Here is a 24,009-nt window from a genome sequence, read left to right on the forward strand (position 1 = left end):
GCGTCCGGGCAGGAAGGGGACGCCGGCGGAGGTGCGACGAAGGGAACGAAGCGGCGGAGCGACGAAGAGAACCAAGGGGCGGGCGACGAAGGGAACGAAGCGGCGGTGCGGCGGTGCTACTGCTCGCCCTCCCCCGTCGTCTTCAGGGCCAGCCACAGCTCCATGCGGACGTCCGGGTCGTCGAGCGAGCGCCCGAGGATCTCCTCCACGCGCCGCATCCGGTAGCGCAGCGTGTGCCGGTGCACGCCCAGGTCGGCCGCGGCGGCGTCCCACTGGCCGTGCCGGGAGAGCCACGCGCGCAGGCTGGCGACCAGGTCGCCGCGCCCGGTCGCGTCGTGCTCGCGCAGTGCCCGCAGCATGCCGTCGGCGAAGGCGCGTACGGCCTCGTCGGCGAGGAGCGGCAGGACGGAACCCGCCGCCAGGTCCTCGTGCTCGACCAGGGCCCTGCCCCGGCGGCGGGCCACCGAGAGGGCCTGCTCGGCCTGCTTGTACGCGGCTGCCGCGGTGACCGGGTCGGCGGCGGCGGAGAGCCCGACCACGACGCCGGCCTCGTCGGCCTCGCGCTCGGCGTACCCGGCGCAGGCGGCGACCACCGCGCCGCCGTCGCCGGCGAGGACGACGAGCCGCTCCGCGCCCTCGGGGACGGTGAGCACGGCCTCGCCGGCGCGGGCCGCCGCTGCCTCCAGGGCCTCGGCGAGCACCGGCAGCGGGGGCTCGGCCGGTTCGCCGCCGGCGCTCGGCTCCGCGACGAGCAGCCGGAAGGGGGCGTCGAGGAGGCCGCCGTACACGTCGCCCGCGACGGCGCGGGCGTGGTCCGGCTGCCCGGCGAGCATCATCCGCACCACGGCGGCGCCGAGGCGGTGCTCGGCGGCCTGGAGGGAACGGGAGCGTTCGGTGGTGAGGGTGAGCAGGGCGATCGCGGAGTGGACGGCGTACCGCTCGGCGGTCCCGAGGGGCGCGGCGGTGCCCACCGCGAGGGCGCCGCGGACCCGGCGGCCGGTCCCGAGCGACTGGAGCTCGACCCGGTCGTCGGTGCCGCCGACGACGGCGCTGGCCGGGGCGGGGCGCTCGCGCAGCCGCTCCACGTCCGGGGTGAGCCGGGCCGCGCGGCGGGCCGCCCACTCCGGGGAGACGGCGACCACGGAGCCGGAGGCGTCGTACAGCGCGGCCCAGCCGTCGACGTGGGCGGCGAGCCGGGCGACGACCGCGTCCGGCCCCTCGGCGAGGGCGGCCCGGGTCAGCTCGCGCTGCGCCTCGAACCCGGCGGTGACGGCGCGGTACTGGTCCGCGGCGATGGCGGCGGAGACGGCCTTGCTGATCGCGAGGAACGGGGTGCGGCGCGGGACCTCCAGCAGGGGCAGGTGCTCGGCGCGGGCGGCGTCGAGGAGCGCGCCGGGGATCTCGTCGTAGTTCACCCCCACGGCGAACCCGAGCCCCACCACGCCCGCCCCGAGCAACCGCCGCACGTATCGCCGCATCGCCTCCGGGTCCTCGGCGTCGAGGGTGAGGCCGGTGGTCAGCAGCAGCTCCCCGCCCTCCATGTACGGCACGGGGTCGGCCAGCTCACTGACGTGCGCCCAGCGGACGGGCGTGTCGAGACGGTCCTCCCCCGCCCGGACGAGCAGCCGGAGCGAGGAGTGCTGGACGAGCGAGGCGAGGGTGGGCGGCATCGGAAACCGGCGGACCTTTGAGCGGAGGCCGAACGCGCGAAACCCGCACCCGGCAACGGAGACGCCGCTGGGGAGGGCGGCGCCCCCGATTGTGCCAGGGCCCCGGGGGGAGCGCGCGGGGCCGCGTGCCGCCCGGCCCCGTCAGCCCCGCAGGTCGACGAGGACCGGCGGCATGTTCGCCCCGTCGACGGTCGCCAGCGACACGACCGCGTGCCCGGGCGGCACGGAGTGCGCGAGCTCGGAGGCGGACCACCGCTCGCGCTCGACCCGCTTGAGCGTGACGGCGTCGGTGGTGACCGCCTTTCCGGTGACCCGCTTGCGGAGGGCGTGCAGCGCGCGGGTCATCGGCTGGTTGGCGAAGACGGTGTGGTGGGCGACCTCCTCGGTCTCCACCCACTCGGTGCCCCACGCCTCCGCGAAGCCCCGGCCGTCCCAGGTGGTGACGCCGGACAGGGCGGCGCGGCAGCCGACGGCGGCGAGCAGCGGGCCGTGCAGCGTCTCCGGCACGTCGCCGAGGGTGCGCAGGCCGAGGACGACGCCGGCCCGGCGGGTGCGGAGCCGCTGGAGGGCGCGGACCGTGCCGGCGGTGAGCGCGCCGGTGGCGTCGTCCAGGACGAGGCCGGCGAAGTGCGTCCGGCGGTCGCCGGAGCGGGCGGCCGTCAGGAACTGCGCGAGGACGAGCCGGGCGAGCAGCCGGGACGCCTCCTCGTGGCCGTGCTCGGGCAGTTCCACGCGGACCCGCAGCGGGTGGTGGGCGACGGTGTTCAGCGAGAAGGGCCGCGCGGCGCCCGTGCCGGCGCCGAAGAAGTCCGCGAAGGCGGGACGGTCGAGGAGGGCGAGCCGGTCGGCGAGGAGCGGCCCGGGGTCGGCGGGCCCGCCCGCCTGCCGGATGCGGCCGTCCAGTTCGCGCCGCATGGCGGCGGCCTCGGCGGGCAGCCGGTCTCGCAGGTCGCCGAGCGTCCCGGGGCCCGCCTCCAGGAGCTCCCGCAGCACCGGGACCGGGGGGAAGGTGCCGTGGACGGTCCGGTAGGGGCCGAGGAGCTGGGCGAGGACGGTGACGGCGCGGCGCGGGTCGAGCGACTCGACGTCCCCGGCGAGGCCCTCCGCGAGCAGGGCGGCCGCCTCGTCCGGTTCGGTGAGCCCGCCGTAGAGGTCCAGGTCGTAGGGGGAGCCCGGGTCGCCGAGCCGGACCACGACGTCGTAGGCGGCGTCCGGGCCGTACGGGGCGGCGGGGCCGCCCACGGCGACGACGGCGCAGGTGCCGGTGAGGGCCTGGAGGGTGAGGGCCTCGGCGGCGGCGGCGGTCAGACCGCCGGCCGGTCCGCCGCCGGGGGGTCCGACGACGAGCATCGAGGTGCCGAGCGCGGCCGGGTCGAGCGCGACGCCCGCGCCCCGGTAGGCGGCCGGGTTCCGCTCGGCGGCCACGGCCCGGCCGATCCGCACCTGCCCGAGCAGCAGGTCGTGGGCGGCCGTCCGGCGCGGCAGGTCCCGGTCGCCCGAGGGATGCGCCCAGGCGGCGGCACCCTGCCGCATCACGGTGTCGACGAAGCCGGCGAGCCCGCGCGCGTCGTCCCGGCTCCGCTCCCACCGGTGCCCGATCCGGGCCGCGTCCACCTCGTTCATCCGCCCGGCCAGCACCTCCGCCGCCAGCAGATCCGCGGCCTGCCACTGCCCGGCCTCCCGCGGGCCGGGCCAGGTGGAGCGGGGGGCGGGGGCGCCGGGCACCTCGGCGGCGGGGCGACGGGCGTCCCGCCTGGCGCGCAGGACGCCGCGCCAGTCCCCGACGCGGGCGAAGGGCCACAGCACGCCGACGGTGATGAGGACGGTCAACAAGTAGACGGGGACGGTCGTGATGATGTCGTAGCCGCCGCCGAGAAGGGCGAGGAGGGAGAAGAACGGGGAGGCGATGGGCAGCGGGTCCCAGCCGACGAAGGGGAACCATTCGGGCCAGACGAAGGTGAGGGCGACGAGCCCGGCGCCGGCCGTCAGCGCCGCCCGGGCGTTCGGCCCGTACGGCTCCAGCACGTGGCGCACGACGGTTCCCCAGGCGCCGAGCCGGGCGACCGCGAAGACGATCGCGCCGAACACGACGCCGCTGTACACGATGTGCGCCTCGGTGCCGTGCCAGTCGCGGGCCGTGGTGGTCCCGGCGTACCACCAGTCCTCGGGGGTGAGGACCTGGAGCGGGACCCACAGGTAGGGCACTCCGCCGCGACGCCACACGGACCACAGGATCAGGGCGACGACGACGGGGATGAGGAGTCCGGCCACGGTGACCGGAGCGAGCCTGCTCCGCTCCCGGTCCTGCACCGGCGGGACGTGCCGGAACCGCCAGATCCCCGGCGCGGCCTTCGGTCGCGGCGCGTCCAGCCACTCCGCCACCGCGTTGCGGGCCCCGGGGACGGCCGTGGGCTGCGGGGGGACGGTGGTGGGCGGGTGGGCGGGAGGGCGGGGCGGCACCGGTGGCGCCGTCGGGCGGGGGACCGCCGCGCCCCTCGTGTCGGGTGACTCGTACGTGCCGTCGGTCTCCATGAACCCCTGCCCCCTGACCAGCCAGGTCGCCGCGTCTGTGCCAGCGTCAATCTAGTGGGCGCGGGGCTTCCGGGGAGGGTTTCCGCGCGGGGGGCGGGGGCGGCGGGGTGGCGGGGGGCTCTGTCCATCGCGTCCAACGACACGCCGGCAACACTCCCTATCGGCGCATGCCTGGAGCCCTCCCCCGCGCCTAGCCTGCGGAGGAAACCCGCAAGAGCGTCCAGAACACCCCAGGAGCCCCGCATGAACGCTGTCCCGCAGGAGCGGCGCGTCGTCACCGCCATTCCCGGTCCGAAGTCGCAGGAGCTTCAGGCTCGCCGGCTGGAGACGGTCGCCGGGGGCGTGGGGTCCACGCTGCCCGTGTTCACGAAGCGTGCGGGCGGCGGGATCATCGAGGACGTCGACGGCAACCTGCTGATCGACTTCGGGTCCGGCATCGCCGTGACGTCCGTGGGCGCCTCCGCCGAGGCCGTCGTGCGCCGCGCCTCCGCGCAGCTGCAGGACTTCACCCACACCTGTTTCATGGTCACGCCGTACGAGGGTTACGTCGAGGTCTGCGAGGCGCTGGCCGAGCTGACCCCGGGCGACCACGCCAAGAAGTCCGCGCTGTTCAACTCGGGCGCCGAGGCCGTCGAGAACGCCGTCAAGATCGCGCGTTCGTACACCAAGCGCCAGGCCGTCGTCGTCTTCGACCACGGCTACCACGGCCGGACGAACCTGACCATGGGCATGACGGCGAAGAACATGCCGTACAAGCAGGGCTTCGGTCCGTTCGCGCCCGAGGTCTACCGCGTGCCGGTCGCCTACGGCTACCGCTGGCCCACCGGTGCGGAGAACGCCGGCCCCGAGGCCGCCGCGCAGGCGATCGACAACATCACCAAGCAGATCGGCGCCGACAACGTCGCCGCGATCGTCATCGAGCCGGTCCTCGGCGAGGGCGGCTTCATCGAGCCGGCCAAGGGCTTCCTGCCGGCGATCGTGAAGTTCGCCAACGACAACGGCATCGTCTTCGTCGCGGACGAGATCCAGGCCGGCTTCTGCCGCACCGGCCAGTGGTTCGCCTGCGAGGACGAGGGCATCGTCCCGGACCTCATCACCACCGCCAAGGGCATCGCGGGCGGTCTGCCGCTCGCCGCCGTCACCGGCCGCGCCGAGATCATGGACTCCGTCCACGGCGGCGGCCTGGGCGGCACCTACGGCGGCAACCCGGTGGCCTGCGCCGGTGCGCTCGGCGCCATCGAGACGATGAAGGAGCTGGACCTCAACGGGAAGGCCAAGCGCATCGAGGAGGTCATGAAGGGCCGCCTCGCCACGATGCAGGAGAAGTTCCCGGTCATCGGTGACATCCGCGGCCGCGGCGCCATGATCGCCATCGAGCTGGTGAAGGACCCGGAGACGAAGGAGCCGGCCGCCGAGGCCGCCGCCGCGCTCGCCAAGTACTGCCACAACGAGGGCGTCCTCGTCCTCACCTGCGGCACCTACGGCAACGTGCTGCGCTTCCTGCCGCCGCTGGTCATCGGCGAGGACCTGCTGAACGAGGGCCTGGACGTCATCGAGGCGGCGCTGGCCGCCCTCTGAGGGACGCTTCGGCACAAAGAGTGAAGACTCTGTGGGGGGCCGATGGCGGGACGCGTTTCCCGCTGTCGGCCCCCTTCCCCGTGCCGTACGGTCTTCTCCAGATGAGAGAAACACCCAGGGCGGGGCATCCCCAGCACCGCCCGCACCGTGCCGACGCGCACACCGCCGGAGCCTCGCGCTCCGGGACTCCTCACCGATCGGACGGCCGCCCGCCCCACACCCCCCGGGGCGCGCGGCAGCCCGATCCCCTCGGCCGCCCCGGAACCACCCCCCCTGTTCCAGGGCGGCCGGCTCTCTTCTCGGCGCTCGTCGCCCTCGCCGTCGTGACCTGGCAGGTGCTCGTCCACGGCCCCTTGACCAGGCTCGACGAGCGGGTGTCCCGCTCTCTGGTGGACACCGTTCCCCGGTGGCTGAGCGAACTCGCCTCCGACCTCGGCAATCTGACCGTGGCCCTGCCCGTGCTGGCCGCGGCGATGGCGTACGCGTTCTTCCGCGGCCGGCGCGCCGCCGCCCTGTACGCGGGTCTGGCGATGGCCGCCGTCCCGCTGCTCGTCGTCCCCCTGAAGGAGTGGACGGCCCGCCCCGGCCCCCTCGAACCCTGGGCGCACGGCTACTACCCCTCGGGCCACACGGCCACCGCGATGGTCGCCTACTTCGGCGCCGCGTACCTGGTGTCGCGACGCCTCGTCCCCGTCGCCGCCGTGCTGACGGCGGTGACGGGGACGGGTCTGGTCCTGCGTGGCTTCCACTGGCCCCTGGACGTGCTGGCCAGCCTCTGCCTGGGCTTTCTGGTCCTGGCCGTCAGCTCCAGTTGTACGCGTCGAAGTTCCGGCTGAACTCCCACTGGTTGAAGCGGTCCCAGTTGATGGACCAGGTCATCAGGCCGCGGAGGGACGACCAGGTGCCGTGGGTCTGGTAGGTGCCGCAGTTCTGCTTCTTGGTGAGGCAGTCGAGGGCCTTGTTGACCTCGGTGGGGCTGGTGTGGCCGTTGCCGGCCTGGGTGGAGGCCGGGAGGCCGATGGCGACCTGGTCGGGGCGCAGGCCGGGGAAGAAGCGCTCGGTGTTGCCGGCGACCGGGAAGCCGGTGAGCAGCATGTCGGTCATGGCGATGTGGAAGTCGGCGCCGCCCATGGAGTGGTACTGGTTGTCCAGGCCCATGATGGAGCCGGAGTTGTAGTCCTGGACGTGCAGCAGGGTGAGGTCGTCGCGCAGGGCGTGGATGACCGGGAGGTAGGCGCCGGCGCGCGGGTCCTGGCCACCCCAGGGGCCGGAGCCGTAGTACTGGTAGCCGAGCTGGACGAAGAAGGTCTCGGGGGCCATCGTCAGGACGAACTTCGCGCCGTACTTGGCCTTGAGGGTCTTGACCGCCTGGATGAGGTTGACGATCACCGGGGAGGTCGGGCTGCGGAAGTCGGTGTCGCCGGTCTGGAGCGAGAGCGAGTGGCCCTCGAAGTCGATGTCGAGGCCGTCGAGGCCGTAGTCGTCGATGATCTTCGAGACGGACGAGACGAAGGTGTCGCGGGCGGCGGTGGTGGCGAGCTGGACCTGGCCGTTCTGGCCGCCGATGGAGATGAGGACCTTCTTGCCGGCGGCCTGCTTGGCCTTGATGGCGGCCTTGAAGTCGGCCTCGGACTCGACGTTCGGGCACTCGGCGACCGGGCAGAGCTTGAAGCGGATGTCGCCGGAGGTCACCGAGGTGGGCTCGCCGAAGGCGAGGTTGATGACGTCCCAGGAGTCGGGGACGTCGGCCATGCGGGTGTAGCCGGAGCCGTTGGCGAAGCTGGCGTGGAGGTAGCCGACGAGGGCGCGGGCGGGCAGTTCGCCGCCGCCGCCCCCGCCGCCGGAGGTCGTGGTGGCGCTGACGGCCGTGGACCGGGGGGACTCGCCGGCGCTGTTGACCGCCGAGATCTGGAAGGAGTAGGCGGTGTTCGGGGTGAGGCCGGTGGCGGTGTACGAGGTGCCGGTGGCCGTGCCGACGGCGGTGCCGCCGCGGTAGACCTTGTACGAGGTGGCTCCGGCGACCGCGGGCCAGGTGAGCGGCACCGAGGTGGAGGTCGGGCTGCCGGCGGCGAGGCCCGTCGGGGTGGCGGGGATCTCCACCGGGGCGCCGCCGGGGCCGAAGAGCGAGAGGTCGTCGGCCTGGTAGGCGGGGGTGCCGTACCAGCCGTGGGTGTAGACCGTGACCGAGGTGGTGTTGGCGCCGGTGGTGAAGGTGGTGGAGAGCTTCTGCCAGTCCGGGGCCGACTGGGTCCAGGTGTAGCCGTCGGTGGTGCCGGTGCCGGTGACGCCGAGGTAGACGTAGCTGCCGCGGACCCAGCCGCTGAGCGTGTACGTCGACTGGGGCTTGACGGTGATGGTCTGGGAGCACTTGGCGTTGTCGCTGCCGGCCGGGGTGGCCTGGAGCGCCTTCGTCCCGCCGTGCACGGGTGAGGGGACGACGGTGCCGCTGCCGCCGGTACAGCTCCAGCCGTCCAGGCCGGCCTCGAAGCCGCCGTTGCGGGCGAGTTCGGAGTCGGCGGCCTGGGCGGCCGGGGAGAGCGCGGCGAGCCCGCCCAGGGCGAGCGCGCCCGCCAGGAGCAGGTTGAGAGGTCTGGTGCGGTCCACGACTGCCTCCGGGGGTGGGGGATCGGAGTGGAGCGCGCCACAGCATGGTCCAGACCAATCGAGTGGTCAAGACCTCTGTACGGAGAGGGAGTTGCCGGAAGGGGGGAGACGGGTCCGTGCGCGGGGGCGGTTTCAGCGGATGCTCCCCCCGCGCGGCTCCTCGCGGGCCAGCGCGCCCGCGGCCTCGTGCATGGCCAGTTCGAGCAGCGAGGCGTCGGTGAGGGTGCCCCGTCCGTCCGGGACGACGAGCCAGCGCACTCCCCCGGTGGCGCGCCCCGGGTACGGGACGACGATCCAGGTGCCGGGGCCGGCGCCGCGCACCCCGGTGCCGAGCCAGCGGGCGGCCGTGCCGGGCGGGACGAAGAAGCCGACGCGGGCGTCGCCGAAGTCGGCGAGGACGGGTCCCGGCCGGTCGACCAGCCGGGTCAGGACGTCGAGGGTGGGGTGGCCCAGCTCGCCCGGCAGGATCAGTACGTCCCAGCGCCGGCCGGCCGGGAGCAGGGCGATCCCGTGCGGGTTGCGCTCCCACTCCCAGCGGCAGGCGTCGGGATCCGGTGCGACCGCGGCCAGCCATTCGAGCGCGGCCTTGGCGCCGGGGGCCCCCGTAGATGTCATCGTGCGCACTCCTCTCCATGGGGACGCGCGGAGTGCGCGTCCACACGGAGAGAGCGCGAGGGTTCCCCGCTCTTACGCGGGTTTCCCTACCCATCGGTTGTGATCTGAATCACACCTGATGGCACGGGTTCAGCTGTCGAAGCCGAGGCCCAGCTTGTCCATCGCCTTCAGCCAGAGGTTCCGCCGGCCGCCGTTGGCGTCCGCGCGGGCCAGCGACCACTTGGTGATCCCGATGCCGGCCCAGGCGATCGGCTCCGGCGGGAACGGCAGCGGCTTGGAGCGGACCATGTCCAGCTGGGTGCGCTCGGTGCGCTCCCCGGCGAGCAGGTCGAGCATCACCTCGGCGCCGAAGCGGGTCGCGCCGACGCCGAGGCCGGTGTAGCCCTGCGCGTACGCCACCTTGCCCTGGTGGGCCGTGCCGAAGAAGGCCGAGAAGCGCGAGCAGGTGTCGATCGCGCCGCCCCAGGCGTGGCTGAAGCGGAGCCCCTCCAGCTGCGGGAAGCAGGTGAAGAAGTGCTCGGCCAGCTTGAGGTAGGTCTCCGGGCGGTGGTCCATCTCCGCCTGCACCTTGCCGCCGAAGCGGTAGATGGCGTCGTAGCCGCCCCACAGGATGCGGTGGTCGGCCGTGACGCGGAAGTAGTGGAACTGGTTGGCGGAGTCGCCGAGGCCCTGCCGGTTCTTCCAGCCGATGGAGGCGAGCTGCTCGGCGGTGAGCGGCTCGGTGACCAGCGCGTAGTCGTAGACCGGGACGGTGTACGGGCGCAGCCGCTTGACCAGCGACGGGAAGACGTTGGTGCCGAGGGCGACCCGGCGGGCGGCGACCCGGCCGTACGGGGTGCGGACGGCCATGCCGGCGCCGGCCGACACCAGGTCGAGGCCCGGGGTGTTCTCGAAGATCCGCACGCCGAGGTCGAGGCAGGCCCGCTTGAGGCCCCAGGCGAGCTTCGCCGGGTGGAGCATGGCGACGCCCTCGCGGTCCCAGAGGCCGCCGCGGAAGGTCGGCGAGTTCACCTCGGCCCGGACGGCGTCCTGGTCGAGGAGGGTCAGGCCGTCGGCGAGGCCGAGCCGCTCGGCCTCCTCGTACCACTCGTGGAGCTCCTCCACCTGGTACGCCTCGGTGGCGACGTCGATCTCGCCGGTGCGCTCGAACTCGCAGTCCAGGGAGTAGCGGGCGACGGCGTCCTCGATGGCGTCGAGGTTGGCCGCGCCGAGCCGCTCCAGCTTCGGCAGCTCCCCGGGCCAGCGGGAGAGGCCGTTGCCGAAGCCGTGGGTGAGGGAGGCGGCGCAGAAGCCGCCGTTGCGGCCCGAGGCGGCCCAGCCCACCTCGTGGCCTTCGATCAGCACGACGTCCTGGGAGGGGTCGCGCTCCTTGGCGAGGAGCGCGGTCCACAGTCCGCTGTAGCCGCCGCCGACGACGAGGAGGTCGCACTTCTCGGTGCCGGTGAGGGCGGGCAGGGCGCCGGGCTTGCCGGGGTCTTCCAGCCAGAAGGGGACGGGCTGGGCGTCGGAGAGAGATTGTGCAGCGAGACGCATGGCGACTGGGGCCATGGTTTCCAACTCCTTCGGTGCCTGAGAGCTCCCTGCGCTCAGGCTGTTGCTGTTTTCTTGCGCCGGTTCGTAATGATTTGACCGGCCACCACGATCAGTACCGCGAGGACGAACATCGCGGTGCCGATCACGTTGATCTGAACGGGGGTACCGCGCTGTGCCGAGCCCCAGACGAACATGGGGAAGGTCACGGTGGAGCCCGCGTTGAAGTTGGTGATGATGAAGTCGTCGAACGAGAGCGCGAAGGCGAGCAGCGCGCCGGCGGCGATGCCGGGGGCGGCGATCGGCAGGGTGACGCGCAGGAAGGTCTGCGCCGGCCCCGCGTAGAGGTCGCGCGCGGCCTCCTCCAGGCGCGGGTCCATGGACATGACCCGGGCCTTGACCGCCGTCACGACGAACGACAGGCAGAACATGATGTGGGCGATGAGGACCGTCCAGAAGCCCAGCTCGATCCCCATGTTGAGGAAGAGGGTGAGCAGCGAGGCGGCCATCACGACCTCGGGCATCGCCATCGGCAGGAAGATCAGCGAGTTGATCGCGCCGCGCGCCCGGAAGCGGTAGCGGACCAGGGCGAAGGCGATCATCGTGCCGAGGACGACCGCGCCGACGGTGGCCCAGGCGGCCAGCTGGAGCGAGAGCGTGAGCGACTCGCACATGTCGGCGACGCCGCAGGGGTCCTTCCAGGCGTCCAGGGAGAACTGCTGCCAGGAGTAGTTGAAGCGTCCGTTCGGCTTGTTGAACGAGAACACCATGACCACGATGTTCGGCAGGATCATGTACGCGAGCGTCAGCAGGCCCGCGATGACGACGACGTTCTTGCGCAGCCAGGTCATCAGACGAGGTCCTCCGTTCCCGCCTTGCGGATGTAGACGGTGACCATGAGCAGCACGATCGCCATGAGGATGAAGGACAGGGCGGCGGCGGTCGGGTAGTCGAGGACGCGGAGGAACTGCGACTGGATGACGTTGCCGATCATCTTGGTGTCGGTGGACCCGAGCAGTTCGGCGTTGACGTAGTCGCCGCTCGCCGGGATGAAGGTGAGCAGGGTGCCGGAGACGACGCCGGGCATCGACAGCGGGAAGGTCACCTTGCGGAAGGTGGTCGCCGGGGAGGCGTAGAGGTCCTGGGCGGCCTCGTGCAGCCGGCCGTCGATCCGCTCCAGGGAGGTGTAGAGGGGCAGGATCATGAACGGCAGGAAGTTGTACGTGAGGCCGCAGACGACCGCCATCGGGGTGGCGAGCACCCGCTCGCCCTCGGTCCATCCGAGCCAGCTGGTCACGTCGAGAAGGTGCAGCGCGTTGAGCACGTCCACGACGAGGCTGTCGTCGGCCAGGATCGTCTTCCACGCCAGGGTCCGGATGAGGAAGCTGGTGAAGAAGGGGGCGATCACGAGGACCAGCAGCAGGTTGCGCCAGCGGCCGGCCTTGAAGGCGATGAGGTACGCGAGCGGGTAGCCGAGCAGCAGGCAGAGCAGGGTCGCGGTGCCCGCGTACAGCAGCGAGCGCAGCAGCTGGGGCCAGTACTCGGTGAAGGCGTCGACGTAGGTCTGGAAGTGCCAGGTGACCTGGAAGCCCTCTTCGAGGGAGCCGGTCTGCACCGAGGTGGACGCCTGGTAGACGAGCGGCAGGGCGAAGAAGACGAGCAGCCAGAGGATGCCGGGGAGCAGCAGCCAGTACGGGACGAGCCGCTTGCGGGTGGGAGGCTTGCGCAGAATCGGTTCCTCGACCGGTCCCGGCGCCTCCTTCGTCAGGGTCGTGCTCACGCGGCGTCCTCCACCGTCTCCACGCCCGCGTCGATGTCCTGCGCCGCGTCGAGGCCGAAGGTGTGGGCCGGGTTCCAGTGCAGGACGACCTCGGCTCCGGGGCGGAGCCGCGCGTCGCGCTCGACGTTCTGCTCGTAGACCTGGAGCTCCGCGCCGGCCGGCGAGTTCACCACGTACTGGGTGGAGACGCCGATGAAGGAGGAGTCCACGATCCGGCCGGTCACCCGGTTGCGGCCGTCCGCGATCGAGCCCGCGTCGTCGGCGTGCGCGAGCGAGATCTTCTCGGGGCGGACGCCGACGAGGAGCTTGCCGCCCTGGCGGACGGCGTCCGTACAGCGGTCGCCGGGGAGGCGGAGCTTGCCGCCGCCCGCCGTGACGACGACGTCGGCGCTTCCGGAGCCCGTCTCGACGACCTCGGCCTCGATGAGGTTGGAGGTGCCGAGGAAGTTGGCGACGAAGGTGGTCCTCGGGTTCTCGTACAGGTCGGCGGGGGCGCCGAGCTGCTCGACCCGGCCGCCGTTCATGACCGCGACCTGGTCGGCCATGGTCATGGCCTCCTCCTGGTCGTGGGTGACGTGCACGAAGGTGATGCCGACCTCGGTCTGGATCCGCTTGAGCTCCAGCTGCATCTGGCGGCGCAGCTTGAGGTCGAGGGCGCCGAGCGGCTCGTCGAGGAGGAGCACCTGCGGGTGGTTGATGAGGGCGCGGGCCACGGCGACGCGCTGCTGCTGGCCGCCGGAGAGCTGGTGCGGCTTGTGCCGGGCCTTGTCGCCGAGCTGGACGAGCTCCAGCATGTCGTCGACCTGCTTCTTCACCGACTTGATGCCGCGCCGGCGCAGGCCGAAGGCGATGTTCTCGGAGATGTCCATGTGCGGGAAGAGCGCGTAGGACTGGAAGACGGTGTTGACCGGCCGCTTGTAGGGCGGGAGGTCGGTGACGTCGCGGTCGCCGAGGAAGATCGTGCCGGTGGAGGGGTCCTCCAGCCCCGCGATCATGCGCAGGGTGGTGGTCTTGCCGCAGCCGGAGGCGCCGAGCAGGGCGAAGAAGGAGCCCTGCGGGACGGTGAGGTCGAGCGGATGGACGGCGGTGAAGGAGCCGTAGGTCTTGCTGATCCCGGTGAGTCGGACGTCGCCGCCGGTGGTGTTCTCAGTCATGGGTTGCGGTCCCGGATCTACGTGATGGGTGGACGACGGCTCAGGCGCCGATGAGCTTGGCGAACTTCTCCTCGTACGCCGTCTCCTCCTCGCTGGTCAGCGAGCGGAAGGCGCGGGACTTCTTGGCCATGGCCTTGTCCGGGAGGATCAGCGTGTTGGCCGCGAGCTCGGGATCGATCTTGGCCAGCTCGTCCTTGACCCCGTCGACGGGGCAGACGTAGTTGATGTAGGCGGCGAGCTGGGCGGCCACCGGGAGCTCGTAGTAGTAGTCGATGAGCTTCTCGGCGTTGGTCTTGTGGCCGGACTGTGCCGGCACCAGCAGGTTGTCCGTCGAGGTGATGTACCCGGCGTTGGGGATCGCGTACTGGATGTCCGGGTTGTCCGCCTGGAGCTGGATGATGTCGCCGGCCCAGGCGAGGCAGGCGGCGAGGTCGCCCTTGTCCAGGTCCGAGGTGTAGTCGTTGCCGGTGAAGCGGCGGATCTGCTTCTTGTCGACGGCCTTCTGGAGGCGGCCGATCGCGGCGTCGTAGTCGGCGTCGGTGAACTTCCCCGGGTCCTTGCCCATGTCGAGCAGGGTCATGCCGACGGTGTCGCGCATCTCGGTGAGGAAGCCGACCCGGCCCTTGAGGGCGGGGTCGTCGAGCAGCTGGCTGACCGAGTCGACCTTCTTCCCGCCGGTCGCCTTCACGTTGTAGGCGATGACGGTGGAGATGCCGGTCCAGGGGTACGAGTAGGACCGGCCCGGGTCCCAGTCGGGGCGGCGGAACTGGGCGGAGAGGTTCGCGTAGGCGTTGGGCAGGTTCGCCGGGTCGAGCTTCTGCGCCCAGCCGAGCCGGATGATGCGCGCGGCGAGCCAGTCGGTCACGCAGATCAGGTCGCGACCGGTGTCCTGGCCGGCCGCGAGCTGCGGTTTGATCTTGCCGAAGAACTCGACGTTGTCGTTGATGTCCTCGGTGTACTTGACCTTGATCCCGGTGCGCTCGGCGAACGCCTCCAGGGTGGGCCGGGACTTCTCGTCCTCGCTGACGTCCATGTACTCGGTCCAGTTGGAGAAGCTGACGGTCTTCTCCTTGGCCGACAGGTCCGTGGACGCCGGGCCCTGTCCCTCCCGCTTGGCCGGCGGGATGCCGCAGGCGGTGAGGCCGGCCAGGCCGCCCACCGTCAGCGCGCCCGCACCGCCGGCCCGCAGCAGCGAGCGGCGGCTGAGGGCACCACGGCCGCTCGTCATGCTGCGCCGGATCGCCGCGAGCTGGGCGGCGGACAGGCGGTCGGGCTCGTACTGCTCCATGCGCTGTGCCCTTTCGGGATGGTTGCGCCGCTGGTCGGGCGGCTGACTGCTATCGGTCCCCGAAGATCGTGCGGTGCCAGTCCTTGGCCGCCACCGCGGTGTTGTCGAACATCACGTGCTTGACCTGCGTGTACTCCTCGAAGGAGTAGGCCGACATGTCCTTTCCGTAGCCGGACGCCTTGGATCCCCCGTGCGGCATCTCGCTGATGATCGGGATGTGGTCGTTCACCCAGACGCAGCCGGCCTTGATCTCGCGGGTGGCCCGGTTCGCCCGGTAGACGTCGCGGCTCCAGGCGGAGGCGGCGAGGCCGTACGGGGTGTCGTTGGCGAGCCGGATGCCCTCGTCGTCGGTGTCGAAGGGCAGGGCCACCAGGACCGGTCCGAAGATCTCCGACTGCACGACCTCGCTGTCCTGCGCGGCGCCGGTGATCAGGGTGGGACGGTAGTATGCGCCGTTCTTGAGCTCTCCACCAGGGGCTTCGCCTCCGGTGACGACGGTGGCGTAGCCGCGGGCCCGCTCGACGAAGCCGGCGACCCGGTCGCGGTGGACGTGGGAGACCAGCGGGCCGAGGTCGGTGGCCGGGTCGGCCGGGTCGCCCAGCCGGACGGTCTCCATGAGCTCGGCGACCCGGGCGACGAAGGCGTCGAAGAGCGGGCGCTGGACGTAGGCGCGGGTGGCGGCGGTGCAGTCCTGGCCGGAGTTGATGAGCGAGGCGGCGACGGCGCCGTGCGCCGCGGCCTCCAGGTCGGCGTCGTCGAAGACGACGAACGGCGCCTTGCCGCCGAGCTCCAGGTGGAGCCGCTTGACGGTGGCGGTGGCGACCTCGGCGACCCGCTTGCCGACCGGGGTGGAGCCGGTGAAGGACGTCATGACGACGTCGGGGTGGCCGACCAGGTGCTCGCCGGCCTCCCGTCCGGTGCCGGTGACGACGTTGATCACGCCGTCGGGGATGCCCGCCTCCTTCGCCGCCTGGGCGAACATCAGGGAGGTGAGCGGGGTCAGCTCGGCCGGCTTCAGGACGATCGTGTTGCCGGCGGCGATCGCCGGGAGGATCTTCCAGGCGGCCATCTGGAGGGGGTAGTTCCAGGGGGCGATGGAGCCGACCACGCCGAGCGGCTCGCGCCGGACGTAGGAGGTGTGGTCGCCGGAGTACTCGGCGGCGGACTGGCCCTGGAGGTGGCGGGCCGCGCCGGCGAAGAAGGCGGTGTTGTCGATGGTGCCGGGCACGTCGAACTCGGTGGTGAGCCGGATCGGCTTGCCGCACTGGAGCGATTCGACCCGGGCGAAGTCCTCGGCCCGGTCGGCGAGGACCGCGGCGAAGCGGTGCAGGGCGTCGGAGCGCTCCCCGGGGGTGGCGCCCGCCCAGCCGGGGAAGGCCGCCCTGGCGGCGGCCACGGCCTCGTCGACGTCCGCCGGGGAGGCGAGGGTGTAGGTGTACACGCTCTCGCCGGTGGCGGGGTCGACGACGCTGTGCGTCTGTCCCGAGGTTCCGGGGCGGAGCCGTCCGCCGATGTACTGCGCGCCGTCCGCGAAGCGGTCCGTCACCTGGAAGCGGTTGCCCATGACGCTCTCCGTTGTCCCAGCTCGAATTGAGTGCCGATCCTGACAGAGCGATACGGCTCGAACAAGTGATTCCGTTGTTGCCTTTTGGTTACTCGACGGAATCGGTCGACCAAGTGTCGAGGTCGCAGGAAAATCTTCGTACGGAATGTCTGTCGCGGATGTCAGACTCGCGTGCATGATGACCGTCGAAGAGCTGACACAGCAGGTCAGCAGGGGTGAGAAGGTGAAGTGGCTGCACTTCTGGGGCCACCGTCCGGCCCCGGACGGACGGCTCACGGCGAGCTGTCTGAGCCAGTGGTGGCCGTCACCGTTCGCGGTCGACGGGGTGCGTTACGCCACCGCCGAGCACTGGATGATGGCGGAGAAGGCGCGCCTCTTCGGGGACGCCGAGGCGGAGCGGGCGGCGCTCGCGGCCCGCACCCCGGCCGAGGCGAAGAAGGCGGGCCGGCTGGTCCGCGGCTTCGACGAGACCGTGTGGGCGCGGGAGCGCTCCGCGATCGTGACGGCCGGCAGCGTCCACAAGTTCGCCTCGGACGAGGGGCTGCGGGGCTTCCTGCTCGGCACCGGGGGCCGCGTGCTGGTGGAGGCTAGCCCGCTGGACCGCGTCTGGGGCATCGGCCTCGCCGCCAGCGACCCCGGCGCCCACGACCCGGCCCGCTGGCGCGGGCTCAACCTGCTGGGCTTCGCCCTGATGGAGGCCCGGGAGCGGCTGCGGTCGGGGGCGGGGTCAGCGGTCGCCGAGCACGAGGACCGCTGAGGTCGTCGTGCCCTCCCGCCCGCTCTCCTCGTACTCGTCGTAGCTCACGACGGCCCAGACGACGAGCGCGACGACCGCCGCGCCGAGGACCGCGGAGACGATGCCGAGGACGATGCCCGCGGTGGCGGCCCCGCCGTTGCTCGCCTCGCCGCGGTGGGCCCGCTTGCGGCCGAGGATGCCGAAGATCAGCGCGAGGACACCGAGCACGATCGACGGGACGCCGTAGAACCAGAAGAGGCAGGTGCCGATGATGCCGAGCACCATGCCGGCCGTGCCCATGCCGTTGTACTGGCCGGGCATCGGCCCGTACGGCGAGGGGTGCGCCGGCGGGTAGCCGTACGCGCCGGGGCCGGCGGCCGGGTAGCCGTACGCGCCGGGGCCCGCCGCCGGGTAGCCGTACGAGGGCGGGGGCGTCGGGGCGCCGTACGCGGACGGCCCGCCCGGGGCGACCGGGGGCGGCGGCAGCTCTCCGCCTGCCGGGTCGCCGACGGGTATCGAGGTGACCGTCGGCCGGTCGTGCACCAGCGGGTCCGCGGCGGGCCGCTTGCCCAGCTCCACCGGCTCGTTCCGGCGCTCCGGCGGAGCCCACGGGTCGGACGCCTCGCGGTCCTGCGGGCGCGGGTCTGCGTTCTCGGACAAAGTGGGCTCCCCTCCGTGGTCCGGTCATGCTACGGCGTCCCGGCCTCCCGCCCCCGACCGGCCTACGATGATCCGATGACCGATCTCCACCCCTTCATCGCGGGCCTGCCCAAGGCCGAGCTGCACGTCCACCACGTGGGCTCCGCCTCCCCGCGGATCGTCTCCGAGCTGGCCGCCCGGCACCCGGACTCCAAGGTCCCCACGGACCCGGAGGCGCTGGCCGACTACTTCACCTTCACCGACTTCGCGCACTTCATCGACGTGTACCTCTCCGTCGTGGACCTGGTGCGCACCCCCGAGGACGTCCGGCTGCTGACCTTCGAGGTCGCCCGGGACATGGCCCGGCAGAACATCCGCTACGCCGAGCTGACCATCACCCCGTACTCCTCCACCCGCCGCGGCATCGAGGAGCGCGCCTTCATGGCGGCGATCGAGGACGCCCGCAAGGCGGCGGAGGTCGAGTTCGGCACCGTGCTCCGCTGGTGCTTCGACATCCCCGGCGAGGCCGGTCTGGAGGCCGCCGAGGAGACCGCGCGGCTGGCCGTCACCGACGGCATCCGCCCCGAGGGCCTGGTCTCCTTCGGCCTCGGCGGCCCGGAGATCGGGGTGCCGCGCCCCCAGTTCAAGCCGTACTTCGACCGGGCGCGGGCGGCCGGGCTCCGCTCGGTGCCGCACGCGGGCGAGACGACCGGCCCGGAGACGGTCTGGGACGCGATCCGCGAGCTGGGCGCCGAGCGCATCGGCCACGGCACCAGCTCGGTCCGGGACCCGGAGCTGCTCGCGTACCTGGCCGAGCACCGGATCGCCCTGGAGGTCTGCCCGACCTCCAACATCGCGACCCGCGCGGTGGCCACCCTCGACGAGCACCCGGTCCGGCAGATGGTGGACGCCGGGGTCCTGGTGACGGTCAACAGCGACGACCCGCCGATGTTCGGCAGCGACCTGAACAACGAGTACGCGGTCGCCGCCCGCCTCCTCGGCCTCGACGAGCGCGGCGTCGCCGGCCTCGCGAAGAACGCCGTCGAGGCGTCCTTCCTCGACCCGGCGGGCAAGCTCCGGCTGGCCGCCGAGATCGACACGTACACGGAGGACTGGCTGGCGCGCTGAGGCCCCCGGCTGGCCGGGGCCCACGAGAATGGGCCCATGCGATCTGTCACTGTCGTAGGCCACCGCGGCGACCCCTACCGCGCCCGCGAGAACACCCTGCCCTCGATCGGCTCCGCCTTCGAGCGGGGCGCGGACGCGGTCGAGGTCGACGTCCGGCTCACGAAGGACGGGGTGCCCGTCCTCCTGCACGACGACACCCTGAAGCGGCTCTGGGGCCACGACCGGCCGCTCTCCGCGCTCACCCACGAGCAGCTGCGCGAGCTGACGCGCGGGGGCGTGCCGACGCTGCGCGACGCGCTCCTGGCGGCCGGGGCGCACCGGCTGATGCTCGACCTGCCCGGCGGGAACGAGGACTCGGTGCGGAAGATCGTCGGCGCGGTCCGCGAGGCCGGCGCCGGCGAGCGGGTCTTCTACTGCGCGGGCGCCGTCGCCATGCTCCAGGTACGGGCCGCCGACCCGCACGCCGAGATCGCGCTCACCTGGACCTCGCTGGCCCCGGCCCGTCCGGTGCTGCTCGACGCGGTCCGCCCGAAGTGGCTCAACTACCGTTTCGGGCTGGTGAGTCCGGAGCTGACCGAGCGCGTGCACCGGGACGGGCTGCTCGTCTCGGCCTGGACGCCCGACACCCTCAGGAGCATGCGTAGGCTGATCGCGAACGGGGTCGACTCGATCACCACGAACCGGGTCGACGCCCTCGCCGCCGTCCTGCGAAAGGCTCCCTGATGAACGACCGGATCCGGACCGACATCGCCCACAACGCCCGGGTGTGGAACTACTGGCTGGGCGGCAAGGACAACTATCCGGTGGACCGGGGCGTGGGCGACCAGGTCACCGCCTTCTACCCGAGCATCGGCGAAGTCGCCCGCGCGGACCGGGCGTTCCTCGGCCGGGTCGTCACCCGGCTCGCGGACGGGACGGGCATCCGCCAGTTCCTCGACATCGGCACCGGGCTGCCCACCGCCGACAACACCCACGAGGTGGCGCAGCGGGTCTCGCCGGACGCCCGGATCGTCTACGTCGACAACGACCCGATCGTCCTCACGCACGCCCGCGCGCTGCTGACCAGTTCGCCCGAGGGCGTCACCGAGTACGTCGACGCCGACGCGCACGACCCGGAGAGGATCCTGGCGGCGGCGGGCGAGGTGCTGGACCTGGAGCGGCCGGTGGCGGTGCTGATGCTCGGCATCCTCAACTTCGTCCTGGACACCGACGAGGCCCGCTCGATCGTGCGGACGCTGATGGCCGCGATGCCGTCCGGCAGCCACCTGGTCCTCACCCACCCGACGCTGGAGCCGGAGCTGGGCGGCGAGGGCAACAAGGCGGCGATGGCGTTCTGGAACGAGAACGCGACCCCGCCGATCACCGCCCGCACCCGCGAGGAGTTCACCTCCTTCTTCGACGGCCTGGAGCTGCTGGAGCCGGGCGTCGTCTCCTGCTCCCGGTGGGGCGCGCCGGAGGCCGCCGCGGTGGCGCAGTTCGGCGCGGTGGGCCGCAAGCCGTAATGCGGATACGGGGGGTGGGGCAGGCCCGGGAGTGGGGCGCGGCGCATCCGTGGGCGGTGGACGCCGGGCTCGCGCTGCTCGTGCAGGCGGCGGTGACGATGCCGTTCGTGGTGCCGCGCCCGCCGGAGCTGGAGCCGGCGACGTGGTCCGCGTACGGCCTGACGGCGCTGACCGTGCTGCCGCTGGTGTGGCGGCGGCGGGCGCCGATGGCGGTGCTGCTCGCGGTGCTCGCCACGAGCACGCTGTACCGGCTGGCGCTGGAGGGTCCCGGGCAGCCGCTGCCGTACCAGGGACTGCTGTGCGTGTACACGATCGCGGTGCTGGCGCCGGCCTGGCAGCGGGCGGTGACGGCGGGGCTGTTGCTGGTCGCGGTGCCGGTGTCGGTGTGGCTCAACACCCAGTCGGCCCGCGAACTCACCTTCTCGCTCTTCGTGTTCGCCGCCGCCTACGTCCTCGGGCGGCTGACCGACGCCCGGCAGCGGGCCCACCTGGTCGAGGCGGAGCGGGCCGCGGCCCGCGAACGGGCCCGGATCGCGCGGGAGATGCACGACATCCTGTCGCACGCGGTGTCCCTGATGATCGTGCAGGCGGAGGCCGGCCCGGTGGCGGTGCGCCGGGCCCCGGAGCGGGCGGAGGCCGCCTTCGAGGCGATCTCGGCGACCGGGCGGGACGCGATGGACCAGCTGCGGCGGATGCTGGGCGTGCTGCGGGACGAGGACTCCGGCGACGGGCGGTCGCCCCAGCCGGACCTGGCGGAACTGCCCGCGCTGCTCGACCGGGTGCGGGCCGGCGGGCTCGACGTGCGGTACGAGACCTCCGGCGGGCTGGCGGGGCTGCCCGCCCCGCTCGCGGCGACCGCGTACCGGATCGCGCAGGAGGCGCTGACCAACACCGTCCGGCACGCCCGGGCCCGCACCGCCACCGTCCGGATCGACCGGTCCGGCGCCCTGCTGACCGTCCTGGTGCGGGACGACGGGCGCGGCCCCCGGACGACGCCGGGCCGGGCGGCGGGGCACGGTCTGGCCGGGATGCGGGAGCGGGCGGCGGCGCACGGCGGCACGGCGACGGCGGGCCCCGGGCCGGACGGCCGCGGATTCGAGGTGCGGGCGGAACTGCCCGTACCCTCCCCGGCGGAGGTGGGAGCGTGACGATCCGCGTGGTGGTGGCCGACGACCAGGAGCTGGTCCGCAGCGGTTTCGCGCTGATCCTCGACGTCCAGGAGGACATCGAGGTGGTGGCGGAGGCGGCGGACGGGGCGGCGGCCGTGGAGGCGGTGCGGCGGCACCGGCCGGACGTGGCGCTGCTCGACATCCGGATGCCCCGGATGGACGGCATCGAGGCGTGCCGGACGATCAGCGCCGAGAGCGCCTGCCGGACGGTGATCCTGACGACCTTCGACTCGGACGCCCACGTGTACGAGGCGCTGCACGCGGGCGCGAGCGGCTTCCTCCTGAAGGACGTGCGCCGGGACGACCTGGTGCACGCGGTGCGGGTGGTGGCGGCGGGCGACTCGCTCCTGGCGCCCTCGGTGGCGCGCCGGCTGGTGGAGCAGTACACGGCGGGCGGTCCGCGCCGGGCCGCGGGGCCGGATCCGCGGCTGGACGTGCTGACGGGCCGGGAGCGGGAGACGCTGCTGCTGCTCGCGCGGGGCCGGTCGAACGCGGAGATCGCGGCGGAGCTGGTGGTGAGCGAGCACACGGTGAAGACCCATGTGGGCCACGTGCTGGCGAAGCTGGGGCTGCGGGACCGGATCCAGGCGGTGATCTGCGCCTACGAGACGGGCCTGGTGGCGCCGGGGCCTCCCCCGCCGGGGGGATTCCCGGGCGGGGGCGCCTCCCCCGCTCCGGCGAGGGGCTGACCGGCCGGGACCGCCGGTGCGGGCGATCCGCCCGAGGGGGGGTGCTCCGGAAGGCTGTGGGCATCGGGAACGACCGCCCACCACCGAGGAGTCCGACCATGCGCACGCCCACGACGAGGACCGCCCGCACCCTGCTCGCCGCCGCCCTGCTGCTGGGCGTCACGGCGGGCCCGGCCGCCCTCTCCCCCGCCTTCGCGGCCACGGCCCCGGCCGTCGCGGCGGCGGCCCCCGACCTGTCCGCGGTCCTCGCGGGGCTGCCCATCGCCGACGCGACGGCGGCCCTGGTCCGGATCGGCGGCACCGAGGGCGCCTGGGCGGGGAGCACGGGGGTGCGCGACCTGGAGTCGGGGGCGGCGGCCGATCCGGCGGGCCGCTTCCGGGCCGGTTCGGTGACGAAGGTCTTCACGGCGGCGACGGTGCTCCAGCTCGCCGCCGAGGGCCGGATCGACCTGGACCGCACGGCCCGCTCCTACCTTCCGGAGCTGATCCCGGGGCGGTACGCGACGGTGACCGTCCGCCAGCTCCTGAACCACACGCACGGCATCCCCGCCGCGGACCTGCCCGGGGAGACCGTGGAGGAGTGGTACGCGCACCGCTTCGACGTCCACGACCCGGAGGACCTGGTCCGCTCGGCGACGGCGAAGCCCCGCGAGTTCCGGCCGGGGACCCGGCAGCACTACCTGAACATCGGCTACACGATCGCGGGCCTCGTGGTCGAGCGGGTCACCGGCGACTCCTTCGAGCACCAGGTGGAGCGGCGGATCCTGCGCCCGCTCGGGCTGCGGGACACCTATCTGCCGGGGCGGGAGGCGGAGATCCGGGGCTCGTACAACCACGGCTACCAGCTGATGCGGCTGGACGACGGGACGACCGGGCTGCGGGACGCGTCGGTGTGGCGGGCGACGGACGGCTGGGCGGCCGGCGACCTGGTGTCGACCACGGCGGACCTGGAGCGCTTCACCCGGGCCCTGTTCGCGGGCCGGGTGGTGCGCGGTCCGCTCCTGGAGGAGATGTTCACCCTGCCCCGGGTGGCGGACTTCTCCACCGGCGCCCCGGCGGCGTACGCGGCGGGCCTGTCGATGAAGCGGCTGGGCGGGCGCGAGGTGTGGGGCAAGACCGGCGGCCGCTGGGGCTACAACACGGCCATCGCCTCGACCCGCCACGGGGAGCGGACCCTGGTCTACAGCGTCAACGCGACGGACGCGAAGGGCCAGGACATGAACCGCACGGCCCTGGAGATCATGCTGGCGACGTACGGACTGCCGTCGGAATGACCCGCTGGGCCGCCTCCAGCCGCTTGATGAGCCGGCGGACGTGGAGCAGCGGGAGGATGCCGACGACCCCGAAGGACATGTCGATGACCGACCACCAGAAGGGGATGTCCCGGATCGGCCCGCAGATCAGGGCGAGCGGGATGATGCCGACGCAGGCGATCATGCCGAACTCGACGACCCAGATGTTGCGGACCGGGTCGCGGTAGGGGCCGTAGAAGGCGACGGCGATGACGAGGTGGGCGAAGGCCAGCCAGTCGGTGCCGTAGAGGAGGTAGGGGGCCTCGGCGCCGGCCGTCTCGACCCCGCCGGCGACCTTGTGGATCCACTCCGCGAGCCCGGGCAGGGCCTCGCCGACGGGGGCCGCCCAGCCGGTCAGGGAGGAGTCGAGCCAGCGGAGTTCGGTGACGAGCGGGAAGGCGGTCGCCCCGCTCAGGACGAGACAGACGACGAAGAGGATCAGCCAGGCGCGGATGCGTGCGAGAAGGGCTCTCGGCCCGTTCGTGTCGCTCATGGGGCCAACGTACACCCCTCTTGAACGTGTTCAGAAACGGGGGTCG

21 protein-coding genes are annotated in these 24,009 nt (G+C 72.9%); 9 read left to right on the forward strand and 12 right to left on the reverse strand.

All coding sequences use genetic code 11. The features are described 5' to 3' along the window. Positions 1-116: 116 nt before the first annotated feature. A complete protein-coding gene (locus IE321_RS22970) occupies positions 117-1,670 on the reverse strand; it encodes a PucR family transcriptional regulator (protein WP_190224353.1) in 1,554 nt (517 codons plus the stop codon). 141 nt (positions 1,671-1,811) lie between these two features. Beyond that, complete coding sequence (locus IE321_RS22975; protein WP_190224354.1) at positions 1,812-4,202, reverse strand: ATP/GTP-binding protein; 2,391 nt, start codon at positions 4,200-4,202, stop codon at positions 1,812-1,814. A 243-nt stretch (positions 4,203-4,445) separates the two neighbouring features. Between IE321_RS22975 and gabT the strand changes: the two genes are divergently transcribed. Both gabT and IE321_RS22985 read left to right on the forward strand, forming a co-directional pair. Continuing rightward, entirely contained in the window at positions 4,446-5,780 is a 1,335-nt protein-coding gene (gabT, locus tag IE321_RS22980) for a 4-aminobutyrate--2-oxoglutarate transaminase (RefSeq protein ID WP_043226991.1), read from the forward strand. Between the two features lie 101 nt (positions 5,781-5,881). Continuing rightward, positions 5,882-6,616 carry a phosphatase PAP2 family protein gene (locus IE321_RS22985; protein WP_190224355.1) on the forward strand — a complete coding sequence of 245 codons (735 nt, stop codon included), beginning with the start codon at positions 5,882-5,884 and terminating at the stop codon, positions 6,614-6,616. Here IE321_RS22985 and IE321_RS22990 read toward each other — a convergent pair. From IE321_RS22990 to IE321_RS23025, 8 genes are all read right to left on the reverse strand, one after another. Further along, a complete protein-coding gene (locus IE321_RS22990) occupies positions 6,582-8,384 on the reverse strand; it encodes a chitinase (RefSeq protein WP_190224356.1) in 1,803 nt (600 codons plus the stop codon). The genes IE321_RS22985 and IE321_RS22990 overlap by 35 nt on opposite strands. A 132-nt stretch (positions 8,385-8,516) precedes the next feature. Next, a complete protein-coding gene (locus IE321_RS22995) occupies positions 8,517-8,999 on the reverse strand; it encodes a hypothetical protein (protein ID WP_190224357.1) in 483 nt (160 codons plus the stop codon). 129 nt (positions 9,000-9,128) lie between these two features. After that, complete coding sequence (locus tag IE321_RS23000) at positions 9,129-10,547, reverse strand: NAD(P)/FAD-dependent oxidoreductase (RefSeq protein ID WP_190224358.1); 1,419 nt, start codon at positions 10,545-10,547, stop codon at positions 9,129-9,131. A gap of 38 nt (positions 10,548-10,585) precedes the next feature. Further along, a complete protein-coding gene (locus IE321_RS23005; RefSeq protein ID WP_043226985.1) occupies positions 10,586-11,380 on the reverse strand; it encodes an ABC transporter permease in 795 nt (264 codons plus the stop codon). Next, a complete protein-coding gene (locus tag IE321_RS23010) occupies positions 11,380-12,309 on the reverse strand; it encodes an ABC transporter permease (RefSeq protein WP_051842428.1) in 930 nt (309 codons plus the stop codon). The genes IE321_RS23005 and IE321_RS23010 overlap by 1 nt, the downstream gene beginning before the upstream one ends. Beyond that, positions 12,306-13,463, reverse strand: a complete 1,158-nt coding sequence (locus IE321_RS23015; protein ID WP_190224359.1) for an ABC transporter ATP-binding protein — start codon at positions 13,461-13,463, stop codon at positions 12,306-12,308. The genes IE321_RS23010 and IE321_RS23015 overlap by 4 nt, the downstream gene beginning before the upstream one ends. A gap of 40 nt (positions 13,464-13,503) precedes the next feature. Further along, on the reverse strand, positions 13,504-14,751 hold the full coding sequence (locus tag IE321_RS23020) for an ABC transporter substrate-binding protein (RefSeq protein WP_043226982.1): 1,248 nt from the start codon (positions 14,749-14,751) through the stop codon (positions 13,504-13,506). A 49-nt stretch (positions 14,752-14,800) separates the two neighbouring features. Further along, positions 14,801-16,315 (reverse strand): gamma-aminobutyraldehyde dehydrogenase, encoded by a 1,515-nt coding sequence (locus IE321_RS23025; RefSeq protein WP_190224360.1) that lies wholly within the window; start codon positions 16,313-16,315, stop codon positions 14,801-14,803. 175 nt (positions 16,316-16,490) lie between these two features. Here IE321_RS23025 and ybiA point away from each other — a divergent pair, with 175 nt between their 5' ends. After that, a complete protein-coding gene (gene ybiA, locus IE321_RS23030; protein WP_190224361.1) occupies positions 16,491-17,072 on the forward strand; it encodes a riboflavin biosynthesis intermediates N-glycosidase in 582 nt (193 codons plus the stop codon). Here ybiA and IE321_RS23035 read toward each other — a convergent pair. After that, positions 17,043-17,711 carry a DUF4190 domain-containing protein gene (locus tag IE321_RS23035; protein ID WP_190224362.1) on the reverse strand — a complete coding sequence of 223 codons (669 nt, stop codon included), beginning with the start codon at positions 17,709-17,711 and terminating at the stop codon, positions 17,043-17,045. The two genes, ybiA and IE321_RS23035, sit on opposite strands and share 30 nt — an antisense overlap. Before the next feature lie 75 nt (positions 17,712-17,786). Here IE321_RS23035 and IE321_RS23040 point away from each other — a divergent pair, with 75 nt between their 5' ends. From IE321_RS23040 to IE321_RS23065, 6 genes are all read left to right on the forward strand, one after another. Then, positions 17,787-18,818, forward strand: coding sequence for an adenosine deaminase (locus tag IE321_RS23040; RefSeq protein ID WP_190224363.1), 1,032 nt, complete (start codon positions 17,787-17,789; stop codon positions 18,816-18,818). Between the two features lie 36 nt (positions 18,819-18,854). Further along, positions 18,855-19,541: a glycerophosphodiester phosphodiesterase gene (locus IE321_RS23045; RefSeq protein ID WP_043226976.1), complete on the forward strand. Its 687-nt coding sequence runs from the start codon at positions 18,855-18,857 to the stop codon at positions 19,539-19,541. Then, positions 19,541-20,320: an SAM-dependent methyltransferase gene (locus tag IE321_RS23050; RefSeq protein WP_043226975.1), complete on the forward strand. Its 780-nt coding sequence runs from the start codon at positions 19,541-19,543 to the stop codon at positions 20,318-20,320. Before IE321_RS23045 ends, IE321_RS23050 begins: the two co-directional genes overlap by 1 nt. Further along, complete coding sequence (locus tag IE321_RS23055) at positions 20,320-21,468, forward strand: sensor histidine kinase (RefSeq protein ID WP_226651388.1); 1,149 nt, start codon at positions 20,320-20,322, stop codon at positions 21,466-21,468. The genes IE321_RS23050 and IE321_RS23055 overlap by 1 nt, the downstream gene beginning before the upstream one ends. Further along, complete coding sequence (locus tag IE321_RS23060; protein ID WP_043226972.1) at positions 21,465-22,178, forward strand: response regulator; 714 nt, start codon at positions 21,465-21,467, stop codon at positions 22,176-22,178. Before IE321_RS23055 ends, IE321_RS23060 begins: the two co-directional genes overlap by 4 nt. A 98-nt stretch (positions 22,179-22,276) precedes the next feature. Beyond that, positions 22,277-23,452 carry a serine hydrolase domain-containing protein gene (locus IE321_RS23065; protein WP_190224364.1) on the forward strand — a complete coding sequence of 392 codons (1,176 nt, stop codon included), beginning with the start codon at positions 22,277-22,279 and terminating at the stop codon, positions 23,450-23,452. Here the strand turns inward: IE321_RS23065 and IE321_RS23070 are convergent. Further along, entirely contained in the window at positions 23,418-23,963 is a 546-nt protein-coding gene (locus IE321_RS23070) for a hypothetical protein (protein WP_043226969.1), read from the reverse strand. The genes IE321_RS23065 and IE321_RS23070 overlap by 35 nt on opposite strands. Positions 23,964-24,009: the final 46 nt, after the last annotated feature.

Source organism: Streptomyces hydrogenans, from assembly GCF_014656075.1.
Taxonomy (GTDB): Bacteria; Actinomycetota; Actinomycetes; order Streptomycetales; family Streptomycetaceae; genus Streptomyces; species Streptomyces hydrogenans.